The sequence below is a fragment of the Streptomyces sp. NPDC002889 genome (assembly GCF_042888425.1).
GTDB lineage: Bacteria > Actinomycetota > Actinomycetes > Streptomycetales > Streptomycetaceae > Streptomyces.
Genome location: NZ_JBIAPT010000008.1, coordinates 141,311 through 166,399, shown reverse-complemented (window position 1 = coordinate 166,399; position 25,089 = coordinate 141,311). Strand labels below are relative to the sequence as shown.

Sequence of the window (25,089 nt, the reverse complement as noted above, 5' to 3'; positions counted from 1 at the left end):
CGCCCGGGACACACCGCCGAGATCCCGTATGCGGCCCTATGGGCCCGTGCGCAACCCGTCGAACGCCAGCCGCACGACCGTCTCGGCCACCTGGTCGCCGTCGTAGCCGCCGGCCGGCTGCGGGCGGTACCACTCGACCAGGGAGTTCACCATGCCGAACAGCAGACGCGTCGCCAGCCGGATGTCGACATCGGCCCGCAGATCGCCGTCCGCCGCGGCCGCCTTCAACAGGTCGGCGACCCGCTGGTCGAACTCACGGCGGCGCTCCATCGCCCACCGTTCGGTCGTCGTGTTGCCCCGGACACGCAGCAGCAGCGTCACATAGGGCAGCTCGGCCATCAGCACCTCGACCGTGCGCCGGGTGACGTACTCGACCCGCTCGATGGCCCGTCCCCCCACCGCGCCCGGTTCCTCGAGAATCGCGAACAGAGCGTCGAGCGCCCGGCTCACGGCTCTGCGCAGCAGCTCCTCCTTGCCCGCGACATGGTGGTAGATCGAGGACTTGGAGATGCCGGCCGCTTTGGAGAGGTGCTCCATGGAGGTGCCGTCGTACCCACGCTCGTTGAAGACGCGTACGGCGACGGAGAGCAGCGTCTCGGGGGTGTACGTGTCCCGTCTGGCAGTGGCCATCAGTTGTCCCCCTCGCCTTCCGAGAAGGCACGGCGCTTGGAGCCGAGGGACGGCGCGTAACGGCCGGTGGGGTAGTGGTCGTGGAGGGTGTCCAGCAACCCGCAGACCCAGCTGAAACCCAGCCTCTCGCCCCACTCCAGGGGGCCTGCCGGATAGTTGACGCCGAGCCGCATCGCGGTGTCGATGTCCTCGGCGGATGCGACGCCGCGCTCGAGCGCGTCCACGGCGAAGTCCGCCAGCATCGCGACCGTACGGGCGACGATCATGCCGGGTACGTCGCCGATGAGCGAGACGTCCTTGCCGAGCGCCTGGAAGAGACCGATGGCGTCCTGGACGGCACCGGGCATGCTCCTGCGGGTGTCCTCGGAGGTGGACAGCGCGATCCGGGTCGCCTTCCCGTAGTCCAGGGCGAGGTCGAAGGAGATGGCGCCGTCCTCGTACCCGAACGACGCCGCACCGTCCACGAGGCGCAGCTGCGCGCCTCCCGCCAGGGTTATGAAGCCGTTCCCGGGCTTTCGGAGGACGGTGATCCCGGCCCGCCGCATGAGTTCGACCAGGGGCTCGGCGGGCCCGAGCTCGCCGTGGACGGTGACGCTCCGCGGGGCGGGAGCCGGCGGTTCGGTACGCGCCCGGGGGCGCTCGGCCCCGTCCGCGTACGAGAACCAGCCGTGCCCCGACTTCCGGCCGTGGCGCCCCGACTCGACGAGCCGGCGCTGGGCCAGGGACGGTGTGAACTTCGTGCTCCGGAAGAAGGAATCCCACACGGAGCGGGTGACCGCCTCGTTGACGTCCTGGCCGATCAGGTCGGTCAGCTCGAACGGACCCATCCGGAAGCCGCCGCACTCGCGCAGGACCGCGTCGACGGTGGCGGGGTCGGCGCCCCGCTCCTCGTGGACGGCGAACGCTTCGGCGTAGAAGGGCCTGGCGATGCGATTGACGATGAAGCCGGGGGTGTCCGTGCAGCGCACCGGGGTCTTGCCCCAGCCTTTCGCCGTCTCGTACGCGCGCGTGGCGGCGGTCTCCTCGGTGGCGAAGCCGCTGACGACCTCGACGAGGGGGAGCAGCGGCGCCGGGTTGAAGAAATGCAGTCCGACGAAGCGGCCGGGCAGCCGCAGTGCGCCCGCGATGGCGGTGACGGAGAGCGAGGAGGTGTTGGTGGCCAGCAGGCAGTCGTCGGCGACGATCTTCTCCAGTGCACCGAAGAGCTCCTGCTTGACAGGAAGCTCTTCGAGGATCGCCTCGACGACGAGCGCGGCGTCGGCGAGCTCGGCGAGCTCCGCTGCCGCGAGGAGCCGGCCGCGGGCCGCGTCGCGCCCGGCGGCGTCCAGCCGGCCCTTGTCGACCATCCGGTCCAGACGGGCGCCGATGGCCTCGGCGGCTTCCGCGGCCCGACCGGGGACGGCGTCGTAGAGACATACGGGATGGCCCGCGACGAGGGCCACCTGGGCGATGCCCTGTCCCATCGTGCCCGTGCCGACCACGGCGACGGTACGACTCTTATCGATGGCGGTCATGGAGGCGATCCTTCCCGATGAGTTTTCCACAGGTTCGACAGGCCCCCTTGTACCGACCGATCGTTCGGTTACTCTAACTCTGTCAATCCTCCCCTGCCCAGCTCGACGAGGAGTTGGTCCGTCATGCAGCTGACCGAGACCCACCGGCCCACGCTCGACCAGGCCCTCGAAGCGATCCGCACGCGCGCCTACTGGTCCCCGCACCCCGAGCACCCCAAGGCGTACGGCGAAAGCGCACCGGCCGATGGCCTGGCTGCCTTCGAGGCCCTGCGCGGCACCCGCTTCGACCTGGACCAGCCAGGCACGGACGGCTGGACCGGCGGCGAAGTCTCGCCGTACGGCCTGGAGTTGGGCATCGAGTACCCCCATCCGGACCTCGACGTCCTGCTGCCCGCGATGCGCGCGGGCATGGCCGCCTGGCGCGAGGCGGGACCTGAGACCCGCGCACTGGTCTGTGTGGAGATCCTGGCCCGGATCAGCGCCCGCACCCATGAGTTCGCGCACGCGGTGATGCACACCAGCGGGCAGGCCTTCATGATGGCGTTCCAGGCCGGCGGCCCGCACGCCCAGGACCGTGGCCTGGAGGCGGTGGCGTATGCGTACGAGGAGCAGATCCGTACCCCCGCCGCGGCCCACTGGTCCAAGCCGCAGGGCAAGCGCGACCCCCTTGAACTGCAGAAGACCTTCACCACGGCGGGCCGCGGCATCTCCCTCCTGATCGGCTGCAACACCTTCCCGACGTGGAACGGCTACCCGGGCCTCTTCGCCTCGCTGGCCACCGGCAACCCGGTCCTGGTCAAGCCGCACCCGCGGGCCGTGCTTCCCCTGGCACTCACCGTGCGCGTGGCGCGCGAGGTGCTCGCCGAGGCCGGCTTCGATCCGAACCTGGTAGCTCTGGCCGCCGAGCAGCCCGGCGAGGGGATCGCGAAGACCCTGGCGGTCCGTCCCGAGATCAAGATCATCGACTACACCGGCTCCACCGCCTTCGGCGACTGGCTGGAGACGCACGCCCGCCAGGCGCAGGTCTACACGGAGAAGGCCGGCGTCAACACGGTCGTCGTCGACTCCACCGACGACTACAAGGGAATGCTCTCCAACCTGGCCTTCTCGCTGTCGCTGTACAGCGGCCAGATGTGCACCACCCCGCAGAACGTGCTGATCCCGCGGGACGGCGTCACGACGGACGCCGGACCCAAGACGTACGACGAGGTGGCCGCCGACCTCGCGGCCGCGGTGAACGGCCTGCTCGGCGACGACGCCCGGGCGAATGCCCTGCTCGGCGCGCTGGTCAACCCCGATGTGAAGGCCCGCCTCGAGGCGGCGGCCCACCTCGGCGAAGTGGCCCTGGCATCGCGTGAGGTCGCCAATCCGGAGTTCCCCGGCGCGACGGTGCGCACACCGGTCATCGTCAAGCTCGACGGTGCCCGCAAGCTGTGGGAGTCGCCCGACGCCGAGGTGGCCTATCTGTCGGAGTGCTTCGGCCCGGTGTCCTTCGCCGTCGCCGTGGACTCCACGGCGGACGCCCTGGACCTGTTGCGGCGCACGGTCCGCGACAAGGGCGCGATGACGGTCGGCGCGTACACCACCTCGGAGGCCACGGAGCGCGCGATCGAGGAGGTCTGCCTGGAGGAGTCGGCGCAGCTCTCCCTGAACCTCACGGGCGGCGTGTACGTCAACCAGACCGCGGCGTTCTCCGACTTCCACGGCTCGGGCGGCAACCCCGCGGCGAACGCGGCACTGTGCGACGGCGCGTTCGTCTCCAACCGCTTCCGTGTGGTGGAGGTCCGGCGCCAGGCCTGACGGCCACCGGTATCCGTTGGTCCCCCGGGCTGGCCCGGGGGACCAACGGGCCGGAACCGTGGCGCAGAAGCCGGTGTGTGGGGGCCAGAAGCGCCTGGCGGCGCCGCCTTGACCGGTGGAAAAGGGTGGCGGGTCGAGTACCGGCCCGGGGTCACAGGCCCCGGCGCAGCACGTCGGCAATCTGTTCCGGCGTTCCGATCGCGAGGAACATGGCCTGTTCGGACGGGTCCCCTTCTGCCTGCGCCGATGCAGACAGAAGGCCCTGGGCGCACACCGAGCCGAGCAGCCGCTGCCGTACCCGGCGAGCGACCTCGCTGCCCCGCAGCAGCATCGCCAGGACGAGCACGGCCTGCCGGGTGAAGACACCGAGCTGCCGCCGGGCTGCCATCGCGCCGGGCATATTGACGGCGAGGAAGCCGCGCAGCTCCTCGCCCTGCAGCCGCCGGTAGCCGCAGCCGCCCAGTTCTCCCGCGTGCTTGCGCACGGCCCGCCGCAGGGCGACCGCGTCGACCTCGAAGTGGTCCGCGAGCATGGCCGCCGTCACATGCTCGCCGTCCGGCATCAGCTCAAGGGGCTTGGTGCCGTCGAGTGCGTCCGTGCGGTGGGTCAGGGCGGCACGCAGGGCACGTGTCCGCAGGAGCGCCTCCTCTGCGTACATCGGCCCTCCTGGGGTCGTAAGGGACACGGGAATCGCTCCACCGGCGCCGCTCGGCTCTGCTGCCGCATCCCAAGTCGACGTTGCGCTCGACGGTGTAAACGACACAGCTGTCCGAAAGTCACACTTTCCCCTCGACGGAACGCGCACCGCTCAGCCGCCTGAGCAGGCCGGACAGGCGGACACTGAACCCGCGGACCGACGGACCGACGGACCGGCGGACCGACGGACCGACGGACCGACGGACCGACGGACCGGCGGACGCCGAGCCCGCGGACGGGGGCGGGCGGCCCGCCAGGCCTGCCGATCGGGTGAACAGGCGACCGGCGATCCGGCGGACCAGTGGGTCAGCGGACGGCAGGCGGAGGCGGAATGTCCGCGTCCCTGAACCCAGGCGTGCATGCGATCGCCGCGGCCGCCCCGGTATCGATCGAGCGGGTCGAGCCGGACTGGGCGATCGAGCACACCATCGCCGCGTGCTTGCGGGCCTCCTCGGTCAGCCCGGCCCCTCCTGCCCGAACAGCAGCACGATCGCCGCGTCGGCTCGGTGCGCTCCGGCGGCACAGCCGCGGGCAGGTTGTCGATCCCGATGACCGGCAGGTCCGCCGCCGCCCACTCGGTCAGGGATGCCGTGTCCGGGTGATGGCGCACACGCTGATAGCGGTCGGTGACCATGGCGCCCGCCGGTTCCGGCGCCGGCGTCCCACGATGTGGATCTCCCCGGCGAGACACGCGCTGGCCGTCCGCACCACGGAGCCGATGCTGGAGTGTCGGTTACACAACGGGTCTGGCGAGCCCTCGATCGTCATGGGGGTCTGGTCCCTGTAGTGGACCTCCCCAGTGGAACAGCGCCATGGCCACGCTGGTGGCAAGGTTGTAGCTCGATACCTGGGGCCGCATGGGAAGTGCCAGGAGCTTGGTTGCCCGGCCACGGAGCTCGGGCGAGACCCCGTGCCGCTCGGAGCCGAATACCAGCAGCGCATCACCGGGGACAGCCACAGACCTGATGTCCTCCCCCTCGGGGTCCAGGACGTACGTCGGGCCCGGTGGAAGATCACCGGAGGGGAGCCGTTCGACGGCGGTGGCGAAGTGGAGACCCGCGCCCGCCCTCACGGCGTTGGGGTGCCACGGGTCCACGTCGCCGGTAGTGACGACGCCTGTGGCCCCAAAACCGGCAGCAAGACGAACCACGGCCCCGACGTTCCCGAGATTGCGCGGGTTGTCCAGAACGACGATCGGTGACGCCCGTGGCAGCCGCACCAACCCCGCCACGTTTGTCTGCCGGCTTCGCCTGGTGGCCAGAGCGGCCACCTGTGTGGGGTGAACCCTCGGCACCAGTTCCCGCAAGATCTTTCCTGGTACCTCGACGACAAGATCCCTGATGCGGTCCGTCACGTCGTCGGCGAGCGAAGCAGCCAGTGCCAGGGCGGCCTCTTTGTCGCTGGTGACTGCGACTCGTACGTCGGCTCCGAAACGGAGCGCGTGTTTCAGCGCATGGAAGCCGTCGAGCAGCACAGTGTCGTCAGGCGCACTCTCCCACTGCAGTACAGCCCTCGTGGCATCGTCATCGCTCATCGCCTCAGGCTACGGTGTCGAACAGCCGCTCTCCCGCATCGCATAACACCCTATGGGCCCCTGGTCGGTGGTCTGCGCCCCGCCCGCATCGCGCCGGTGTACTTCTCGCCCTGCTCTCCAGGAACAGCCGTTGCGCCGGTACGGGCCGTCCGCCGCAGCGACGCCTCGAACCGGTCGGTCTCGGCCACGTCGATACCGACCCCGATGATGCTCATGCGAGCACCTTACGGACCTCTCTTCCTCTCAAGCACCGCGCGTTTCGGAACTGAGGATGGCGGAACAAGTATCCGGGCCATCTGTATATGTACGAACTATTGGTGACACCCGTCAAATCTGGGTTAATTGTCGGATGACGGATCATCGGGGCGGGCGTCCGAACCGTGCACGCACACAATTCCGCAAATCCCTGTGGGCCATCAGTGGATTGAACTCGATATCGACAACCTTCCTCATCACCGTGTCCCCCTTCATAATCCTCACCGGCCTGTACCAGGGCTCAACCCCCTGGTACTTGGTCCTGCTCATTGCCCTTGCACCCCTGAGCCTGGTCATGGCGGTCGGCGCGGACCGAAGCATCGGTAAGCAGGTGACGTCCCGTCTGCTGGCCGGTCTGGACGAGCGAAAACCCACGGGTGACCGCGACTACGTGCTCTATCTCCGCTCGTTCTTCGTCGACGCCGACCTGTCGAGAACGGACAAGGCGGGCGGTTCGAACTTCTTGACGTCCCTGGTCGGCTACTTCGGCTACCGGGACCCCGACGGTCGCGACAGCACCTGGGAGAGCCGCCTCACCCACCTGTTCCAGTGCTTCGGCCGCGTGGTGGCGGTCGGTCGCCCCGCAGAGCCCCTCCCGCCCCTGGGAGCCCGTCGCTTCTACATGCCTCCGGCCGGCCAGGGCTGGAAGAAAGAGGTCGCCAAGGCCATCAGCGGGGCCCGGCTGGTGGTCATTGTCGCCGCCATCGGTCAGGACGCCGGTCGTGCCGAAGGCACTCTGTGGGAATACTCTGAGGCTGTACGCGTGCTCCCACCGTCCCGTGTGCTGCTGGTCGCCTGCGGTGAGCGCGAGGACTATGAGCGCTTCCGCGCCGGAGCCGCCGAGTACTTCCGGGAGCGGGCGGCAGAACTCCGTATGGCCGGGGAGGAATTACCACCGGCGCCGGTGCTCCCGAATTGGGTGGAGCCGCAGCGGCCGTCGAAGCTGAGGCGGGGCTTTCCGCTGCGGGGAGTCGTCCGCTTCGACACCGGCTGGGCCACCGAGTTCGTGCCTTTCGACCCCACCGCGGAACGGGGCCTGACGCCGTACGCGCGCTGGCGCAGGACCGTGCATACCCAGGTCGAACCCTGGATGGATGAATGCGAGGACCGGTTGCCGGGGCAGGCCGTGTACCCGGGGACACACCACTGGCACTGGCACCTCAAAGTGTTCGGCGCCCTGGTCCTCGGCTGGCTGGCGACATACTGCGCCCAGCACTGGGGCCGTCTTCTGCTGCCCCAGAAGCTCGGGCTGTGCGTGGATGTGGTCTTCGCGCTTGCCGCGCTGGCGCGGCTGGCCGACATGGCCCGCAACATGAGCCGTTCGGACGTGGAGGTCTCGGACGAGGAGGAGAGCGAAGAGGGCGCAGACAGGCCTCCGAGTTCTTCGGAAACGCCGTCGATTCCCGCCCGAACGGAGTACGTCGTCACCAAGTTCGTGGCTCGGTGGCCCGGCCGCTTCGGCATCGGTCTCTTCGTCACCAGGATCTACCGCGACAAGGACCTGAGGCACGTCGATCCTCCTGCTCGCCGTCCTTTCTGGTCCGTCCGCACCGCGAGGATGCCGCTGACCCCTTTCCGTACGGAGCGGCAGTGGCCGGGGGGCTTCGTCCTGCGCGGCCGGGCGTTGGACGTCGTGCAGATCGAACGCGACAGCCATATGACGAGCCGTCAGTTCGGCCAACGGGCCCTGCTCCGCCTCGCCGGCGCCGTGGGCACGGTCGTCGGTACGGCCGTCGGAGTCTTCCGAGTCCGGACCGGCGGCCAGATGCTCGGGGCATCGGCGCTCGGCCTTCTATCCGCGTACTGGTTCTGGTTCCGATCCCGCAATGACTTCAACCGAATGAGCCGCATGCGGTGGCGCCCCCGCGTACCCGAGGACCTGGCCGGGGAGCCCTGTGTGCTGTACCTCCGCCCGCATCCCGACGATCCGGTCCCCCCGTCCCCCTGGCAGGGCCCCCTGGACGTCGACCTGCACACGGTCTTCGTCGAAACAGCCCTGTTCAGGGTCGGACACGTGCCGCAAGCGTCGCCGCCCACCGTCCTGGCCCGACTGCCCCTCCCCGCGGACGGCCGGCAGGCCACGCTCACCGCCGCCCTGCCCCACTGCGGGCTGGTCGTCATCCCGGTGACCGGCACCAGCTCAGCAACCCTCTGGCAGTTGACCGAAGCCGTACGCCTCATCCCGCCCTCCCGTCTGCTCCTTCTCCTCCTCCCCGGAGAAGACGCCGCCGAGGAGTACGCCCGCTTCCGCCAGGCCGCCGCAGAGGCGTTCGCGGAGCGTGCGGCCTCGCTCCCCGAGGCCGCGCGAGCGGACTTCCGCCCCCTGTGTCTGCCCCTGGAGCTACCGGACGCGGCACCGCCCGGCCAACGCGAACCGGCCCTGCGCGCCGCGATCCACTTCGCCGAGGACTGGACACCGGCCGTCCTGCGCTTCAGCCCCGTGGACACCGCCTCCGGCGAGGTCCCCCGCCGCACACAGCTCCTGCGCATCCGGGCGGAACTGCAGCCGATCCTCGCCGGCCTGTCCCCGGCGCAGGAACAGCCGGTCGGCTAGGCCGTTTCCTTCGGGTGAAGATCCGACGCCTACCGGGGGGACGTGTCCAAGGAGGGCTCATGGACGCTCACAGGCGTGACGCCATGGGCGCGCATCTCGGCCTCGATCTTCACTGCTTCCGACGCTCCCTGCCGCGCGAGGCGCGAGAGCATCGTGATCACGACCGCGTCATATCCCGGTGCGCACCGCTTCCGTCAGGGGTGCTGGTCGAAGACATGGCGCCGGTCGCCGTCGGCCGGCAGCGCGGGGTCGTACCGCTCGCTCTGCGGCCAGGGCATAAGGGGCGGCCCGACGCCGATCTCGGGGGCCCTCGCCCTACTGAATCGGTTCTTCGGTGGTGCTCACCCGACGAACTTACGGGGCCGGTCCTCGCTTCCCCGCCGCCGCTGCCGCGGGATGTCCACCCGTGCGCGGACCCGGTCCCGTCTGCGTGACATCCATGCCCCCAGCCCCACCAGAAAAGCGGTCGGCAGGAAGACGGCGTCGGCGGCGATCATGGCGAGGGAGAAGAAAGGCAGCCCGAGCAGGACGGCGATGGCGGCGTGCTCGAGCATCATGCCCACCAGCAGGACGTTCTTGACGCGCCGGTTGAAGAGCGTGAAGGGGAAGGCGACCTGCACGATGACCGTGCCGTACGTCAGCACCATCACCATCACGCCACCGGCGGCGAGCAGGTCGGAGACGGCCGGCCAGGGCGCGAAGTAGTCCAGCTTGAGCGGGTAGTAGAGCGCGGTACCGTCCTGCCATCGCGAGCCCTGGATCTTGTACCAGCCTGCGGTCGCGTAGATCAGGCAGACCTCGGCCATGATCAGGACGATGGCCGCGTTGTGAACGAGGTTGGCAAGGACGTCGAGGAAGGTGCGCGGCTCGCTGTCCGCCGCGTAACGGCTCACCGCCCACCACACGCCGTGGAAGATCCACAGCGCCCAGAACAGGGCGAAGATCCACCACTCCCCGCCGACCCGGCCCACCACCGTCCCTATGAAGAGCAGCACGCCGAAGACCGTCCACAGGGCCGGGCCCACCCGGTCCCGCCCGCCGGAGTGCGCACTACGGCGTGCGTCCAGGGACCACACCTGCGCACACCGGGTCAGCACCAGGTAGATCGCCATCAGATGGATGACGTTGTCGCCGCCGTCGCCCACGAAGATCGAGCGGTTCTGCAGCGACAGCACACCGACCATGAAGACCGCGGACACGGCCCGGGTGTGCCAGCCGAGCATCAGCAGCAGGCTGGAGAGCACGGATATGCCGTACACGAACTCGAACCAGAGCGGGCCGTCCGACCACAGCAGCACAGTGAACGCGTCATTGCCCGCGATCAGCTGCTCGGCCATGGCATGGCTCCATGGACCGTCGGGCCCGTAGAGCGCATGCCGGTGGGGCAGCTCGCGCAGCAGGAACAGCAGCCAGGTCGCGCCGAAGCCGATCCGCACGATCGCGCTCTGATGCGGGCCGAGAGCCGTGGAGGTGATGTGCTGGACCGCGCGGGCGATTCTGTGACCCGTGGCGTGCTCCGTCGTGTGGTCCGAGGTACGACTCACCGGCTCACCTCGGCACGGTCGTTCTCTGCGCCCTCGGGAAGGTCCGCGGCGGTGATCAGCCACCACGGCAGCTGCCGGTAGGCGGGGCGGGTGTCGATCTTCTCGTCGCTCCAGGCCGGGGCCTCGACCGACCGTGTGGCCGACCTGAGCTGGATGCGCGCGACCGGCCCGCCGAGATCGCGGCCGTCCATGCGCACCATCACGATGCGGCGGAGGTAGCTCTCGGCAAGCCGACCGCGCAGCCCGTTCGGACGGTTCTCGCCGTCGTGCGAGCCGAGGTAGAAGTCCCAGCCGCGACGGAGCTGGTTCTGGTGGATATGGCTGGGGAGGAGATTGCCCCGGATCGCCCGGCCGTCCTCGGCCGACAGGTCGATCCAGTCGCTGGTGCGGCGGCTGCCGTCGGAGGAGGTGTACTCGGCACGCACCTCGACGGCGATGTTCTGCTGGAGCGGGTTGGGGGCGAAGAGCTTCCAGTTCTGCTCGAACTCGGGGTAGACCCACCCGTCCACCGCCTTCCCGTGCTGCTTGGTCACGGTGTTGGAGGGGGCGACATGGAAGAAGACCATGGCGAGGTGGACGCAGCCGAGCACGGCAATGAGCGCGAGGCAGACGGCCGCGGCGGCCTGGTACGGGAGGGACAGGCCGGCCATACCGCCGATGCGGGCGGGCGGCGCGGTGCCGGCGGCCGGGGGCTGGGCCGGGGAGGGGACTGTCGGCATGGACGGCGCGGGAGCCGGCAGGGGCGGCGCGGGAGCCGGGCGGGTTTCCGGCTGGTGGGCGTGGTGGGGCCGAGGCTGCCCGGAGCCCAGGCTGCCGGTGCCCTCGACGCCCTCGTGCTCGTAGGAATCCATCCCGCCCCGATCCCGATCGGCCCACTGCCGTTATCCACAGGGTTGACACCCTACGGGCCGTCGACTCACCATTGAAGTCAATGAACCGAACGATCGGTCGGTAGGGGTCCGGATGACGGCAGTGACAGCGGAGACGTACGAGGCGGCGTTCGACGCTGCCGTGGCGGCCGACGAGCGCATCGAGCCGCGTGACTGGATGCCGGAGGCGTACCGGGCCTCACTGGTCCGCCAGATGGCACAGCATGCGCACTCCGAGATCATCGGCATGCAGCCGGAGGCGAACTGGATCACTCGCGCACCCTCACTGCGCCGCAAGGCGATCCTGATGGCCAAGGTGCAGGACGAGGCCGGTCACGGCCTGTATCTGTACAGCGCGGCGGAGACCCTCGGCACCAGCCGCGACGAGCTGCTCGACAGACTCCACACCGGCCGCCAGAAGTACTCCTCGATCTTCAACTACCCCACGCTGACCTGGGCCGACGTCGGCGCGATCGGCTGGCTGGTGGACGGGGCGGCGATCACCAACCAGGTGCCGCTGTGCCGCTGCTCGTACGGGCCTTACGCCCGCGCGATGGTGCGGATCTGCAAGGAGGAGTCCTTCCACCAGCGCCAGGGGTACGAGCTGCTGCTCACCCTGTCGCAGGGGACACCTGAGCAGCACGCGATGGCACAGGACGCGGTCGACCGCTGGTGGTGGCCCTCGCTGATGATGTTCGGCCCGCCGGACGACGCTTCGGCGCACTCGGCGCAGTCCATGGCCTGGAAGATCAAGCGGCATTCGAACGACGAGCTGCGTCAGCGCTTCGTGGACATCTGTGTCCCGCAGGCAGAAGCCCTGGGACTCAGCCTCCCCGACCCGGACCTGCGCTGGAACGAGGAGCGGGGTCACCACGACTTCGGCGCGATCGACTGGGCCGAGTTCCAGGAGGTCCTCAAGGGCAACGGCCCCTGCAACGAACAGCGGATCAACCAGCGCCGTCTTGCGCACGAAGAGGGCGCCTGGGTCCGGGCCGCGGCCGCGGCCTACGCGGACAAGCACCAAGCGGCACAGCACACCGAGTCCCTGGAGGCGACGGCATGAGCAGCTCGACCGAATGGCCGCTGTGGGAGGTCTTCGTGCGCTCGCGCCGCGGGCTGTCCCACACCCACGCGGGCAGCCTGCACGCCCCGGACGCGGAGATGGCACTGCGCAACGCCCGCGACCTCTACACCCGGCGCAACGAAGGCGTCTCGATATGGGTGGTGCCCTCCACCGCGGTGACCGCGTCCTCGCCGGACGAGAAGGATCCGTTCTTCGAGCCGGCCGCCGACAAGCCCTACAGGCACCCGACCTTCTACGAGATCCCGGAAGGGGTGAAGCACCTGTGACCACGCCCCAGCAGACCGCACCGACCGCGCCCGTCACACCGCCGACCGCGGCGGTACACGCCGCGGCACTCGCGCTCGGGGACGACGCCCTCGTGCTCTCGCACCGGCTGGGGGAGTGGGCCGGCCATGCACCCGTCCTGGAGGAGGATGTCGCGCTGGCCAATATCGCCCTGGACCTGCTGGGCCAGGCACGCGTGCTGCTCTCCCTCGTAGGGGACGAGGACGAGCTCGCGTATCTGCGTGAGGAGCGGGCCTTCCGCAATCTCCAGCTGGTCGAGCAGCCGAACGGCGACTTCGCGCACACCATCGCCCGCCAGTTCTACTTCTCCGTCTACCAGCGCCTGCTGTACGGGCAGCTGGCGGCCGGGGACGGCCCGTTCGCCGGGCTGGCCGCGAAGGCGGTCAAGGAGGTGGCGTACCACCAGGACCACGCAGAGCACTGGATCGCACGACTGGGTGACGGCACCGCCGAGAGCCATGAGCGGATGCAGCGGGCCTGCGACGCACTGTGGCGGTTCACCGGTGAGATGTTCCGGCCGGTGGAAGGTGTGGACGTCGACTGGCAGGCGCTTCACGTCAGCTGGCTGGAGATCGTCACGCCCGTACTGGAGCGCGCGACGCTGACCGTGCCGACCGGCCCGCGCGGCGGCGCCTGGTCTGCAGGCGCGGGCCGCCAGGGTCTGCACACCGAGTCGTTCGGGCGGATGCTCGCCGAGATGCAGCACCTGCACCGCAGCCACCCGGGGGCATCATGGTGACGGAGACGACCCGCGCCGGTGGGGCGGTCCGTACGGCCGATGCGGCCGAGACGAGGCTCGAGGAGGAGCTGCGCAGACTGGCCGGCTCCGTACCCGACCCGGAGCTTCCGGTGCTGACCCTTGAGGAGCTCGGTGTGGTCCGCGGGGTCCATGTGATCGGACCGGGAAGGGTCGAGGTCGAGCTGACCCCCACGTACACCGGCTGTCCGGCGATCGAGGCGATGACCTCGGACATCGAGCAGGTGCTGCACAACCACGGGGTCGCGGACGTCTCGGTGGTCAGGGTGCTCACGCCGGCCTGGTCGACGGACGACATCAGCGTGGAAGGGCGGCGCAAGCTCGCCGAGTTCGGCATAGCCCCGCCCCGCCCGCACACGGCGGACGGCCCGGTGCCGCTCACGCTCTCCGTGCGCTGCCCGCACTGTGGCTCGACCGACACCGAACTGCTGAGCAGGTTCTCCTCCACGGCCTGCAAGGCCCTGCGTCGCTGTGCCTCGTGTCGAGAGCCTTTCGACCACTTCAAGGAGTTGTAGATGTTCCATCCGCTCCACGTCAGCGCGGTCGAACAGCTCACCGACGACTCGGTGGCCGTCACCCTCGATGTGCCGGCCGAGCTGCGCGAGACCTTCCGCCACACCCCCGGCCAGCATCTGGCACTGCGCCGGATCGTGCAGGGCGAGGAGATCCGCCGCACGTACTCGATCTGCTCACCGGCCGCCCCCGAGGGCGTCGATCCCGTGCTGCGCGTGGGCATCCGTCTGGTCGACGGCGGTGAGTTCTCGACGTACGCACTCAAGGAACTCGCTGTCGGAGACACCGTCGAGGTCATGGCTCCGATGGGCCGCTTCCTGCTGTACCCGCGCCCCGGACGCTTCGCGGCGGTCGTCGGCGGCAGTGGGATCACCCCGGTGCTGTCGATGGCGGCGACGCTGCTGGCGCAGGAACCGGAGTCCCGGTTCTGCCTGATCCGGAGCGACCGCACCGCGGCATCGACGATGTTCCTGGACGAGGTCGCCGACCTCAAGGACCGCTTCCCGGACCGTTTTCAGCTGGTCACAACCCTCTCCCGGGAGGAGCAGCAGGCGGGCCTTCCGTCCGGACGCCTCGATCAGGAGCGGCTGACGGCTCTGCTTCCCGCACTGCTCCCGGTGGCCGATGTGGACGGTTGGTTCCTGTGCGGGCCGTTCGGGCTGGTCCAGGGTGCCGAGCGGACCCTGCGCGGGCTAGGCGTGGACCGGAGCCGTATCCATCAGGAGATCTTCCATGTCGACGACGGCTCGGCGCCCGTGGCCGCCGCGGTGCCCGCGCCGGCGCATGCCACACTGACCGCGACGCTCGACGGCCGGTCGGGCAAGTGGCCGGTGCAGGAAGGCGAGTCGCTTCTGGAGACGGTGCTGCGCAGCCGTGCCGATGCGCCGTACGCGTGCAAGGGCGGCGTCTGCGGCACCTGCCGGGCGTTTCTGGTGAAGGGCGAGGTGCGGATGGACCGCAACTTCGCGCTGGAGCCGGAGGAGACCGGTGCGGGCTATGTGCTGGCCTGTCAGTCGCATCCGGCGACATCGGAAGTGGAGCTCGACTTCGACCGCTGACTGTCCACCCCTCACCATTCCCTTCCCCCAGAACCTGCTCTATCTTGACGGTCCGTCAGATTGCGCGGTGCGTCGTGGGAGGACTGGGCTGTGGACTTCACCTTCACCGAGGAGCAGCAGGCGGCCGTCGAGGCCGCGAGGGCGGTCTTCTCGGGCGTCGCGCCCGACGGAGTGCCTAGCCCGGCGCTCATGGCCGGTGCGGTGGCCGACGATTTCGACCGGCCGCTGTGGTCGAAGCTCGCTGATGCCGATCTGCTGAGTCTGGTTCTGTCGCAGCAGTACGGCGGGGCCGGTCTGGACCCCATCGCGCTCTGCCTGGTCCTGCGCGAGTCCGGAAAAGTCCTGGCCCGGGTTCCCCTGCTGGAGAGCAATGCGGTCGCGATGACCGTGGAGCGTTACGGCAGCGGGGAGTTGGGCGCCCGGCTGCTGCCCGGCGCCGGTCGCGGCGAACTGGTGCTCACGGTCGGGGCCAACGGCCGCACCGGCCACGACCCCGCCGAACTGGCCGTCACCGCCCGCCAGGACCAGGACGGCTGGGTGCTCGACGGGGTGCAGACGGGGGTGCCCTGGGCACACTGTGCGGACCTTGTCGCCGTCCCCGCCCATACCGGCACGGGCCACGCGGTGCTCGCCCTGGTGCCACGGGCCCACGAGGGCCTCACCCTCGTTGAGCAGGTCTCCACGAGCGGGGAACGCCTCGCCGAGGTACGGCTCGATACCGTGCGCATCGACAGCCGGAACCTGATCGATGCCGAGGGTGCCTGGGAATGGCTGCGCGGGCTGCTCGCCACGGGTACCTGCGCGTTGGCCCTGGGCCTCGGGGAGAGGGTGCTCGCGATGACGAGCACATACACCGGCAAGCGCGAGCAGTTCGGCTTCCCGGTCGCCACGTTCCAGGCCGTTGCCGTCCAGGCTGCCGACCGGTACATCGATCTGCGGGCCATGGAGGCCACGCTCTGGCAGGCCGCCTGGCGGATCAGCACGGGGGCCGGCGGTGCGCTGCCCGCTTCGGGCGACATCGCGGTGGCGAAGATCTGGGCCTCGGAAGGCGTGCGCCGCATCGTCCAGACCGCGCAGCATCTGCACGGCGGCTTCGGTGCGGACACCGACTACCCACTGCACCGCTACCACGCCTGGGCAAAGCAGCTCGAGCTCTCCCTCGGCCCGGCCGCGGCCCATGAAGAGGCCCTGGGCGATCTACTGGCCGCCCATCCCCTTGGCTGAGGGCCGTCACACGAGCACGCCATCGCCACAGGAGGGCCCAGTCGGCCCCGAGCGGCCCGGAGACCAGTGGAGCAGGTCCTGATCGAGCAGGTACGGGCCAGGCGGATCAGGATCGGGCGCGGTCAGAGAACAGAGGCCGGGGTGCCGTCGTCGGTGACCATCGGGCGACCCGCGCCGTCCCAGGCAAGCATGCCGCCGTCGATGTTCACCGCGTCGATGCCCTGCTGCACCAGATACTGCGTGACCTGGGCGGAACGCCCGCCGACCCGGCACATCACATAGGCGGGGCGCCCGTCCGCCAGCGCCTCGGTGACCTCGCCGAAACGGGCAACGAAGTCACTCATCGGCACGTGCAGCGCACCCTCGACATGTCCGGCCGCCCATTCGTCGGCCTCCCGGACGTCCAGCACCAAGCCGTCGGACGGAACCGCCGCGGCTTCCACCGTGGGCAGCGGTGCGAAATTCATGGATCATGCCTTCTCTCGTGCGTAACCGACAGGTCTCCCGGACTCCCCGAGGGCCCCGGAAAACCTACTCCACCAGACCGGCCAGTTCCGCCTCACGCTCGGCCACCTGTGCCAGAAGCTGCTCGGCGATCTCCTCCAGCAGCCGGTCGGGGTCCTCGGGCGCCATCCGCAGCATCGCGCCGATCGCGCTCTCCTCCAGCTCCTTGGCGACCGCGGCCAGCAGCTCCTTGCGCTGCGCGAGCCACTCCAGCCGCGCATAGAGCTCCTCGCTCTCGCTGAGCTGTGGCTCGGCCGGCACCGGCCCGGCCTCCCACTCCTCGGCCAGCTCCCTCAGCAACGCCTCGTCCCCGAGCGCGTACGCCGCGTTCACGCGCGCGATGAACTCGTCCCGCCGCGCTCGCTCGGTCTCCTCCTGCGCCAGATCCGGATGCGCCTTGCGGGCCAGTTCGCGGTAGAGCTTGCGCGCCTCCTCGCTCGGCCGTACCCGCTTCGGTGCTCGCACGGGCTGGTCGTTGAGCATCGCGGCGGCCTCGGGAGAGAGGCCGTCGGAGTCCATCCAGCCGTGGAACAGCTCGTCGACGCCAGGCATCGGCATCACCATGGCCCGCGCTTCCTGCGCCTTGCGCAGATCCTCCGGGTCCCCGGTCCGTGCGGCCCGCGCCTCGGCGATCCGGGCGTCCAGCTCGTCCAGCCGGGCATACATCGGACCGAGCTTCTGGTGATGCAGCCGGGAGAAGTTCTCCACCTCCACCCGGAACGTCTCCAGCGCGATCTCGAACTCGATCAGCGCCTGCTCGGCCGCGCGCACGGCCGTCGCCAGCCGTGCCTCGGGCCGCGACAGCGCGTCCTGCTGCGCGTCGCTCTCGTCGTCGTTCCGGGTCGTCGGCCCCCCGGCGGCATCCTGGGTCACCCGACCAGCGTACGGGCGCGCGCGGGCAAACCGGTCACACCCCCGTCTCGGCGGCGATGCGTCCGCTCTTGACGGCTGCCAGCAGATCCGCGTGATCCGCTTCCGTGCGGTCCGCGTAGGCCACCGCGAAGGCGGCCACCGCCTCGTCCAGCTCCTCGCTCTTGCCGCAGTACCCGGCGATCAGCCGCGGGTCGGCGCTGTGGGCGTGAGCCCTGGCCAGCAGAGCGCCGGTCATCCGCCCGTAGTCGTCGAACTGCTCGGGGGCGAGTGCCGCGGGGTCCACGCTGCCCTTGCGGTTTCTGAACTGCCGTACCTGGAAAGGCCGTCCGTCCGCCGTCGTCCAGCCCAGCAGTATGTCGCTGACCACCTGCATCCGCTTCTGGCCGAGCACCACGCGGCGGCCCTCGTGTTCCACCTCGGGCACCTGGAACCCTGCGGCCGCCAGATGAGGCAGCAGGACCGAGGGCCTTGCCTCCTTCACCTGGAGCACCAGCGGCTCGCCTCGGTGATCGAGCAGCAGCACGACATACGACCGCGTGCCCACGCTCCCGGTCCCCACCACCCGGAACGCCACATCGTGGATCGCGTAGCGGCCGAACAGGGGATGCCTGTCTTCCGAGACCGTGCTCAGATACGGGCCCAGCGATGCCGCGACCGAGGCCGCCTCCGCGTCCGGCACCCGCCGCAGAACCGGCGGCGCGTCCACGAAACGGCGTCCTCGTGCCAGGTCGCCGTTCACGGGCTCCGTCGACCTGGCCGCGAAGCGCGCACTGGTGTTCCTGCGGGCCTTCGCCTCCACCGTCTCGAGGGTGCCGAGCAGATCCCGGGCGTCCGCGTGCGAGACGAGCTCCTCGTCTGCGATCGCGTTCCACGCGTCGAGCGCCGGCATCTTCGCCAGCAGCCGCATGGTGCGCCGGTAGGCACCGACCGTATCGAACGCGGCCGCCCTGCAGACGTCCTCGTCGGCACCCGCCACGCGGCCCGCCAGCACCAGCGACACCGCGAGCCGCTTGATGTCCCACTCCCACGGGCCGACTGCGGTCTCGTCGAAGTCGTTCAGATCCATGACGAGCTTGCCTCGCGGGTCCCCGTACAACCCGAAGTTCGCCGCGTGGGCGTCCCCGCAGATCTGTGCGCTCACCCGGGTCACCGGGGTGCCCACCAGATCGTGGGCCATCAGCCCGGCCGCGCCCCGCAGGAAAGCGAAGGGCGAGGCTGCCATACGCCCCACCCGGATGGGCGTCAGCTCCGGCACCCGGCCGCGGTTGGACTCCTCGACGGCCTGGACCGCGTCGGGCCGCTGCGCCGTCGGCCGCAGCACATCGTGCGAGGCCCGCGGCACCCGGCCCCGCAGGGCCTTGCCCGCCTCCTTCGGGGACTTCGCGCCGCCCGCCCCCGTGCCTTCCCGCGGCGCGAAGCCCGGCACCGCCGGAATACGCCCGTCGCCACCGGTCCCACCGGACTCCGGCGCTCCGGCCGACGCCGATGAATCGGATCCACTCATGACCCGTTGCCTCCCCCGGCGCCGCACGCCATCAACATCAACTGCCGATGACCGTACCGGCGGCGCCCGGCCACCGTCTCCCCCTGTGGACAACCCTTCTGCATCGTGCCGGGACGAAACAGCGTCATCAGCCCTGCCCCTGGTCACTCAGCAGTCGGCCCCTGATCAGCAGGTGCCGGCATCGCCCATCGAGAGATGGTTCTCCGCCCAGGTCGCCAGTTCCTTGAGCGCGGGTTCCATCGCCGCACCGGCCTCGGTCAGCCGGTAGGCGACGCGCAGCGGCGGCCCCTCGTCGACCTCCCGTACGACCAGCCCCGCGGCCCCGAGCTCGGTCAGCCGATCGGACAGCATGCGCTCGCTGATGCCCGGAATCGCCCGCCGCAACTCCGCGAAGTGGACGGGGCGCTGCATCAGCACGGACACGATCATCCCCGTCCAGCGCTTCCCGAACAGCTCGAAGACGCGCGTGATGCCGCCGTCGACCTTCTTGCAGGTCTCTTCGCTGTGGGCCGCGCCGTGGTCCGCCATGCGTCCAGAGTACTGCGCGAGGACTAGGGACTTACAAAAAATAAGCTACTGTGTTATCAATAGGTACGTACGGAAATTCTGTTTGCGCGCCCCACTTCGCGCAGTTCCCCTCTGGAGCCCCTCATGGCCACGTTGCTGCACCTCGACTCCGCCGTCTTCCCGCAGGGTTCGGCGTCCCGCGACATCACCGCGACGTTCGTCAAGGCCTGGCTGGAGCAGCACCCGGAGGGCAAGGTCGTCTACCGCGACCTCGCCGCCGCTCCCCTTCCTCACCTGGACATCGCCGCCGTCTCCGCCGGAGTGGACGATGCGCTGCGCGCCGAGCTCGCAGCCGAGCTGGAAGCAGCCGACGCCGTGTTGATCGGGGCGCCGATGTACAACTTCTCGATCCCGTCCACCCTCAAGGCATGGCTCGACCAGGTCATCATCGTCGGCCACAACGTGGGCCCGGACGGGCCGGTCGCCGGCACCCCGGTCACCGTCGTCGCCAGCCGCGGCGGCTCGTACGCCCCCGGCACACCGCGCGAGGACTTCGAGTTCGTCCAGAACTACCTGGAGAAGGTGTTCACCGGCATGCTCGGCGCCGAGGTCGACTTCATCGTCCCGGAGCTCACCCTGGCCCGCTCCAAGCCCGAGATGGCCGAGCTCATCCCGCTCGCCGACGCCTCCCGCACCAAGGCCTTCGACGAGGCCGCCGAGAAGGCCAAGGCCCTGGCCGCGCGTCTCGCCGCCTGAGCGCACTGCTCACGGGCAACCCGCTCACCGGCATCACGTGGAACATCCGCGGAGGCACCCTCCCCGGATGTTCCACGTGAAACATCGCTCGGCACCAGGGCGCCCGACCTTCACGCCAGGTCACCTCGGTGAAGCGGGGGACCGGCGCTTCCGCGACCAGGCCGGGCAGGGACGACGACGGGGTGCGACAGCGCGGCAACGTGGGTGGCCCGAGCCCGCCATGGACGGGTTGGTGCGGCTCGGCCGTATTCGGATGGCGACCTCCTTGCCCGTCAGCGCCACCACTCTTCACCTTTGCCCACTCATGGGCGGCTTGCTCGGGCCGATGGCGCACTCGACCCCTTCAGTCTTCGTACTGGTTGTGCGGGGCAGGGACCGGTCTGGCCCGGCTGATGTCGATGAACGGGATGTCGCCGTCGTTGACGGGGTCTTTGGTCTGTTTGCTGGTGTAGGTGCCGGTGACTTCGATCCAGGTGTCGGGTTGCAGGATGGGGGGAATTCGCCCGGACAGGCCGATCTTGACGGGTTGAGCGTCTGCAGCGCAGCAGTTGAGGACCATGCGGGTGAGGTAGGGCGCGCCGCTGCGGTCGAGGGTGATGAAGCCGGTGATTTTGATCCGCCGGTCGCCGAGGGAGTGACCGTGGTCGTAAGCGGCGCGGCCGGCGTAGTCGACGACGCCGAGCCGGAGGGGGTCGTCGGCGGGGAGGGCGGGGAAGCCCAAGGGTTCCTGCAGGGCCGTGCCGGTGCGCATGGCGCTGTATGAACCCAGTGCGGGTGGGGCGACCAGGATGAGAGCGAACAGGGGCAGGACGAGGAGCCAGGAGATCCGTGGTTCACGGTGGGCGTGGCCGCGCTGGTCGTGGTGCTCACGCTCGGGCTGGTTCTCGTGGGTCGCGCGCGGCCGTCGCAGTTCGTACCGGACGGTGGCGATGGCGGCGACGATCAGGACGATGCCGGCCACGAGCAGCAACGGGCGCAGCCCGGCCTTGACGTAGCGCAGGTAGAGGTCGGTGAGGCCGGCGCGCAGCACCGCCCCGCCGAGGAGGAACAGCACGGCTGCTTGCGCCTGCCGGTTCACAGCAGGACCGCCCCGACCGGGACCGACACCAGGACGGCCAGGGTGAAGGTGGCGGGGGCGAACCGCAGCGCGAAGCCCCGGCCGAACGTGGCGGCCTGCATGGCGAACAGTTTCAGGTCGATCATCGGTCCGACGACGAGGAATGCGAGCCGGGCGGTGAGCGAGAACTGGGACAGGGACGCGGCCACGAATGCGTCGGCCTCGGAGCAGATCGACAACACCACCGCGAGGAACGCCAGGGCGAGGATCGACACCAGAGGGTTGTTGGCCGCGGTGTGCAGCCAGCCGGCCGGTACCACGGTCTTGAGCGTGGCCGCAGCCATCGCGCCGACGACGAGGAAGCCGCCGGCGTGCATCACGTCGTGCCGTACGGATCCCCAGAACGCCGCCCCCTTGCTGAGGCCGTCGAACGACGGATGGGTCGGTGGGCGCATCCAGTCGGTGCGGCCCAGCCGTTGCCACAACCAGCCCATCGCGCACGCCACGAGCAGACTCGCCACGAACCGGGCGAGGACCATCTGCGGGTTGCCGGGGAACGCGACGGCGGTGGCGGCAAGCACGATGGGGTTGATCGCCGGGGCGGACAGCAGGAACGCCAACGCCGCAGCGGGTGTGACACCCCGGCGTACCAGCGCCCCGGCCACCGGCACGGAGGCACACTCGCAGCCCGGCAGGAGGGCCCCGGCCATCCCTGCCACCGGTACCGCCAGGGAGGGCTGTCCCGGCAGCGCGCGGGCGAAAAACGATGGTGGGACGAACACCGCGATGATCGCCGACAGCAGCACACCGAGGACGAGGAAGGGCAAGGCCTGGACGACCACCGCGACGAACACGGTCATCCAACTCTGCATCACAGGCGCGGACAACGCCCGACGGATCGGCCCCTGAAGCCCAACCACCAGAAGCAGCAGCATGGTCAGCCCGAGAGATGAGTTGAACTGCCGACCCTGCGGATCGTCCGCCTCACGGTCGTCGATCCGCGTCGGGGCTGCTTTGGTGGTGATCACGGGTGAGGCACCTCCGGTGCGGGCTTCGTGGGTCGGTTCCCCCTCCACCTTCAGTACGCCGGTTCCGGCACAGCTGCTCACTCTTCCCGTGGCGTTTGAATACGCATTGTTCAGTGGGTGGTTGGGAGGCGGGTGGGGGGTGCGAGACCGTCGCCTCCACTGAAGGAGCCACGCACTGGCAGGCTCCGAGGCCGGCGACGAAGCAAGGGCAGAAGGTCTGCTGCCGGCTGCGGAACAGTGTCGAGGGCTACCACGGCTACGCGAGGAACCCGCTCGCGCAAACATGCTGCTCGTCTTCCAGCTCACCCACGCCAACCGCCGGAAGATCAAGAACTGGGTCGAGACCCTCGCGCTCAACGGAGAGCGGCCCCGCAGGCGCACCCCCACCATCGACGCCGAACCGAGCCACTGGGCGGCTGGACCCCCACCGGCTACCTCGCACCGACCGGCTAGCGATCAACTCCGGCCGCGCCTGCTGAAGATCAACCAAAGATGAGGGCCCACACCGTGACGCATGCCACGGTGTGGTCTCTTTCACGTGAAAACCACCCGAATCCGCCCCAAGCCGGGGCCGCCCTGCTCCCGGACAACGAGAAACGGGCCCTCACCAGGACTTTCGTCTCTGGTGAGAACCCGTTTCGTCGGTTTCTCCTGGTGCGCGAGGGGGGAGTTGAACCCCCACGCCCTTGCGGGCACTGGAACCTGAATCCAGCGCGTCTGCCTATTCCGCCACCCGCGCATTGGGTGTTGTCGTCGGGTGCCTCACTCGTGCGGTGTGACCCCCTGGCGACATGCAGAAGATTAGCACGCTGCGAAGGGTGGAATCACATCCGTTTGTTTCGGGGCCCCCTCGAGCGAACAGGGAACGAAGTGCGGCGGCCCCCACTCCTCCAGGGTGCTCCCGGAGTGCGGGACACTGTCAGGAGGCCGCCTCTACGATCCGTGTGAGGGGTGACACTCATCGACGGGGCAGACAAGGGGAACCAGCCGATTTCCCGACGCGTGGATACGATCAGTAAGCAGTACCAGGACGACGACGACGGAGGAGGTGCCCCATGGGAGTCATGAAGCGTTTCGAGCAGCGTCTCGAAGGTCTGGTCAACGGCACCTTCGCCAAGGTGTTCAAGTCCGAGGTCCAGCCCGTCGAGATCGCGGGCGCCCTCCAGCGGGAGTGCGACAACAACGCGACGATCTGGAACCGCGAGCGGACGGTCGTCCCCAACGACTTCATCGTCGAGCTCAGCGCGCCCGACTTCGAGCGCCTGAGCCCGTACTCCGGCCAGCTCGGCGACGAGCTCTCCGGCCTGGTGCGCGACTACGCCAAGCAGCAGCGCTACACCTTCATGGGCCCGATCAAGGTCCATCTGGAGAAGGCCGACGACCTCGACACCGGTCTGTACCGGGTGCGCAGCCGCACTCTCGCGTCGAGTACGTCACAGAGCCCCGGCGGCCCCGCAGGAGGCGCCGCCCAGCAGGGCGCTGCCCGCGGCGGCTACGGCTACCCTCCCCCTGCCTTCGGCGCGGGGGCTCCCGCCGCCGGCGCACCTCCCATGCCGGCCGCCCCGCCGCCCGGCATGCCCTCGGACCGCCGCCCCGGCCCCTCAGTGGGCGGGCGCGCGCCCGGCCCCGGCGCCATGCCGGGCACTCAAGTACGACGTTGGATCGAGATCAACGGCACACGCCATCAGATCTCCCGCCCGACGCTGGTGCTGGGTCGCAGCACCGACGCCGATGTGCGGATCGACGACCCCGGCGTTTCGCGCCGGCACTGTGAGATCCGGACCGGAACGCCCTCGACGATCCAGGATCTCGGGTCTACCAACGGCATCGTGGTAGACGGGCAGCACACCACCCGCGCTACGCTCCGCGACGGCTCGCGGATCGTCGTGGGCAGCACCACCATCGTTTACCGGCAAGCCGAAGGGTGAAGCGGGGGCAATGTCAGAGCTGACCCTGACGGTCATGCGGCTAGGTTTTCTGGCCGTCCTGTGGCTGTTCGTGATCGTGGCCGTACAGGTCATCCGCAGCGACCTGTTCGGTACGCGCGTCACGCAGCGCGGCTCACGCCGCACTGCCGACGCGCGTCCCCAGCAGGCTCGCCAGACCGCCGCGCCGCCGCAGCAGCGGCAGCAGGCAGGCGGTCGCCAGCGCCGTGGGGCGCCCACCAAACTGGTCGTGTCCGAAGGCACCCTCACCGGCACCACGGTCACCCTGCAGGGGCAGACCATCACCCTGGGCCGGGCGCACGACTCGACAATCGTGCTGGACGACGACTACGCCTCCAGCAGGCATGCCAGGATCTACCCGGACCGTGACGGCCAGTGGATCGTCGAGGATCTCGGGTCCACCAACGGCACATATCTCGATCGGACCCGACTCACCACCCCGACACCGATTCCGCTGGGTGCGCCGATCCGCATCGGCAAGACCGTCATCGAGCTGCGGAAGTAGTACGACAATGAGCGAGCGGAGCGAGCGAGCCGCAGCGGTCCCGGCAGCGGACCGGCACGGGCTCCCGACCGGAGGGTGGGCAGTGTGGCTCG

General features: G+C 69.7%; 23 protein-coding genes, 1 tRNA gene and 2 pseudogenes. 11 read left to right on the top strand and 15 right to left on the bottom strand.

Annotated features, from left to right (window positions below):
- Positions 1–36: 36 nt before the first annotated feature.
- Complete coding sequence (locus ACFYWI_RS14215) at positions 37–630, bottom strand: TetR/AcrR family transcriptional regulator (protein ID WP_389230529.1); 594 nt, start codon at positions 628–630, stop codon at positions 37–39.
- Entirely contained in the window at positions 630–2,144 is a 1,515-nt protein-coding gene (locus tag ACFYWI_RS14210; RefSeq protein ID WP_389230526.1) for a 3-hydroxyacyl-CoA dehydrogenase, read from the bottom strand. The genes ACFYWI_RS14215 and ACFYWI_RS14210 overlap by 1 nt, the downstream gene beginning before the upstream one ends.
- 123 nt (positions 2,145–2,267) lie before the next feature.
- On the opposite strand from ACFYWI_RS14210, the gene paaN reads away from it, so the two are divergent.
- Positions 2,268–3,944: a phenylacetic acid degradation protein PaaN gene (gene paaN, locus ACFYWI_RS14205; protein ID WP_389230523.1), complete on the top strand. Its 1,677-nt coding sequence runs from the start codon at positions 2,268–2,270 to the stop codon at positions 3,942–3,944.
- 151 nt (positions 3,945–4,095) lie between these two features.
- Here the strand turns inward: paaN and ACFYWI_RS14200 are convergent, their stop codons facing one another.
- The 4 genes and pseudogenes from ACFYWI_RS14200 to ACFYWI_RS14185 form a co-directional block, all read right to left on the bottom strand.
- Positions 4,096–4,602 carry a hypothetical protein gene (locus tag ACFYWI_RS14200; RefSeq protein WP_389230520.1) on the bottom strand — a complete coding sequence of 169 codons (507 nt, stop codon included), beginning with the start codon at positions 4,600–4,602 and terminating at the stop codon, positions 4,096–4,098.
- Positions 4,603–4,946: 344 nt separating this feature from the next.
- Positions 4,947–5,363, bottom strand: a pseudogene (locus tag ACFYWI_RS14195) (TrmH family RNA methyltransferase); the annotation flags it as partial.
- A gap of 10 nt (positions 5,364–5,373) precedes the next feature.
- On the bottom strand, positions 5,374–6,174 hold the full coding sequence (locus ACFYWI_RS14190; RefSeq protein ID WP_389230517.1) for a TrmH family RNA methyltransferase: 801 nt from the start codon (positions 6,172–6,174) through the stop codon (positions 5,374–5,376).
- 115 nt (positions 6,175–6,289) lie between these two features.
- Positions 6,290–6,389: pseudogene (locus tag ACFYWI_RS14185) on the bottom strand (holo-ACP synthase); the annotation flags it as partial.
- Positions 6,390–6,631: 242 nt separating this feature from the next.
- On the opposite strand from ACFYWI_RS14185, the gene ACFYWI_RS14180 reads away from it, so the two are divergent.
- Positions 6,632–8,983, top strand: coding sequence for a hypothetical protein (locus ACFYWI_RS14180; RefSeq protein WP_389230514.1), 2,352 nt, complete (start codon positions 6,632–6,634; stop codon positions 8,981–8,983).
- Positions 8,984–9,324: 341 nt separating this feature from the next.
- On the opposite strand, the gene ACFYWI_RS14175 is transcribed toward ACFYWI_RS14180, so the two are convergent.
- Complete coding sequence (locus ACFYWI_RS14175) at positions 9,325–10,527, bottom strand: HTTM domain-containing protein (protein ID WP_389230511.1); 1,203 nt, start codon at positions 10,525–10,527, stop codon at positions 9,325–9,327.
- Positions 10,524–11,378, bottom strand: a complete 855-nt coding sequence (locus ACFYWI_RS14170) for a DUF5819 family protein (RefSeq protein WP_389230508.1) — start codon at positions 11,376–11,378, stop codon at positions 10,524–10,526. Before ACFYWI_RS14170 ends, ACFYWI_RS14175 begins: the two co-directional genes overlap by 4 nt.
- A gap of 112 nt (positions 11,379–11,490) precedes the next feature.
- Here ACFYWI_RS14170 and paaA point away from each other — a divergent pair, with 112 nt between their 5' ends.
- From paaA to ACFYWI_RS14140, 6 genes are all read left to right on the top strand, one after another.
- A complete protein-coding gene (paaA, locus tag ACFYWI_RS14165) occupies positions 11,491–12,459 on the top strand; it encodes a 1,2-phenylacetyl-CoA epoxidase subunit PaaA (protein ID WP_389230505.1) in 969 nt (322 codons plus the stop codon).
- The gene (gene paaB / locus ACFYWI_RS14160; protein ID WP_389230502.1) at positions 12,456–12,746 is read left to right on the top strand and encodes a 1,2-phenylacetyl-CoA epoxidase subunit PaaB; all 291 of its coding nucleotides are present in this window, start codon (positions 12,456–12,458) and stop codon (positions 12,744–12,746) included. The genes paaA and paaB overlap by 4 nt, the downstream gene beginning before the upstream one ends.
- A gap of 92 nt (positions 12,747–12,838) precedes the next feature.
- Positions 12,839–13,504, top strand: a complete 666-nt coding sequence (paaC, locus tag ACFYWI_RS14155; protein WP_389230949.1) for a 1,2-phenylacetyl-CoA epoxidase subunit PaaC — start codon at positions 12,839–12,841, stop codon at positions 13,502–13,504.
- Complete coding sequence (gene paaD / locus ACFYWI_RS14150; RefSeq protein ID WP_389230499.1) at positions 13,498–14,037, top strand: 1,2-phenylacetyl-CoA epoxidase subunit PaaD; 540 nt, start codon at positions 13,498–13,500, stop codon at positions 14,035–14,037. The genes paaC and paaD overlap by 7 nt, the downstream gene beginning before the upstream one ends.
- The gene (locus ACFYWI_RS14145) at positions 14,038–15,093 is read left to right on the top strand and encodes a 2Fe-2S iron-sulfur cluster-binding protein (protein ID WP_389230496.1); all 1,056 of its coding nucleotides are present in this window, start codon (positions 14,038–14,040) and stop codon (positions 15,091–15,093) included. It begins immediately after the preceding gene.
- Positions 15,094–15,183: 90 nt separating this feature from the next.
- On the top strand, positions 15,184–16,317 hold the full coding sequence (locus ACFYWI_RS14140) for an acyl-CoA dehydrogenase family protein (RefSeq protein ID WP_389230493.1): 1,134 nt from the start codon (positions 15,184–15,186) through the stop codon (positions 16,315–16,317).
- A gap of 122 nt (positions 16,318–16,439) precedes the next feature.
- On the opposite strand, the gene ACFYWI_RS14135 is transcribed toward ACFYWI_RS14140, so the two are convergent.
- The 4 genes from ACFYWI_RS14135 to ACFYWI_RS14120 form a co-directional block, all read right to left on the bottom strand.
- On the bottom strand, positions 16,440–16,784 hold the full coding sequence (locus ACFYWI_RS14135) for a rhodanese-like domain-containing protein (protein ID WP_389230490.1): 345 nt from the start codon (positions 16,782–16,784) through the stop codon (positions 16,440–16,442).
- 64 nt (positions 16,785–16,848) lie between these two features.
- Complete coding sequence (locus tag ACFYWI_RS14130; RefSeq protein WP_389230487.1) at positions 16,849–17,694, bottom strand: hypothetical protein; 846 nt, start codon at positions 17,692–17,694, stop codon at positions 16,849–16,851.
- Between the two features lie 34 nt (positions 17,695–17,728).
- Positions 17,729–19,198 carry a DUF2252 domain-containing protein gene (locus ACFYWI_RS14125; protein ID WP_389230484.1) on the bottom strand — a complete coding sequence of 490 codons (1,470 nt, stop codon included), beginning with the start codon at positions 19,196–19,198 and terminating at the stop codon, positions 17,729–17,731.
- Between the two features lie 165 nt (positions 19,199–19,363).
- Complete coding sequence (locus tag ACFYWI_RS14120; RefSeq protein WP_389230481.1) at positions 19,364–19,726, bottom strand: winged helix-turn-helix transcriptional regulator; 363 nt, start codon at positions 19,724–19,726, stop codon at positions 19,364–19,366.
- A gap of 123 nt (positions 19,727–19,849) precedes the next feature.
- On the opposite strand from ACFYWI_RS14120, the gene ACFYWI_RS14115 reads away from it, so the two are divergent.
- Positions 19,850–20,461, top strand: a complete 612-nt coding sequence (locus ACFYWI_RS14115) for an FMN-dependent NADH-azoreductase (RefSeq protein WP_389230478.1) — start codon at positions 19,850–19,852, stop codon at positions 20,459–20,461.
- 343 nt (positions 20,462–20,804) lie between these two features.
- On the opposite strand, the gene ACFYWI_RS14110 is transcribed toward ACFYWI_RS14115, so the two are convergent.
- The 3 genes from ACFYWI_RS14110 to ACFYWI_RS14100 form a co-directional block, all read right to left on the bottom strand.
- Positions 20,805–21,539 carry a TIGR03943 family putative permease subunit gene (locus ACFYWI_RS14110; RefSeq protein WP_389230475.1) on the bottom strand — a complete coding sequence of 245 codons (735 nt, stop codon included), beginning with the start codon at positions 21,537–21,539 and terminating at the stop codon, positions 20,805–20,807.
- Positions 21,536–22,546, bottom strand: a complete 1,011-nt coding sequence (locus ACFYWI_RS14105) for a permease (RefSeq protein WP_389230472.1) — start codon at positions 22,544–22,546, stop codon at positions 21,536–21,538. Before ACFYWI_RS14105 ends, ACFYWI_RS14110 begins: the two co-directional genes overlap by 4 nt.
- 652 nt (positions 22,547–23,198) lie before the next feature.
- Positions 23,199–23,285, bottom strand: a tRNA-Leu gene (locus tag ACFYWI_RS14100).
- Between the two features lie 316 nt (positions 23,286–23,601).
- Between ACFYWI_RS14100 and ACFYWI_RS14095 the strand changes: the two genes are divergently transcribed.
- Positions 23,602–24,474, top strand: a complete 873-nt coding sequence (locus ACFYWI_RS14095; RefSeq protein ID WP_389230469.1) for an FhaA domain-containing protein — start codon at positions 23,602–23,604, stop codon at positions 24,472–24,474.
- 10 nt (positions 24,475–24,484) lie between these two features.
- The gene (locus tag ACFYWI_RS14090; RefSeq protein ID WP_389230466.1) at positions 24,485–24,997 is read left to right on the top strand and encodes an FHA domain-containing protein; all 513 of its coding nucleotides are present in this window, start codon (positions 24,485–24,487) and stop codon (positions 24,995–24,997) included.
- Positions 24,998–25,089 lie beyond the last annotated feature (92 nt).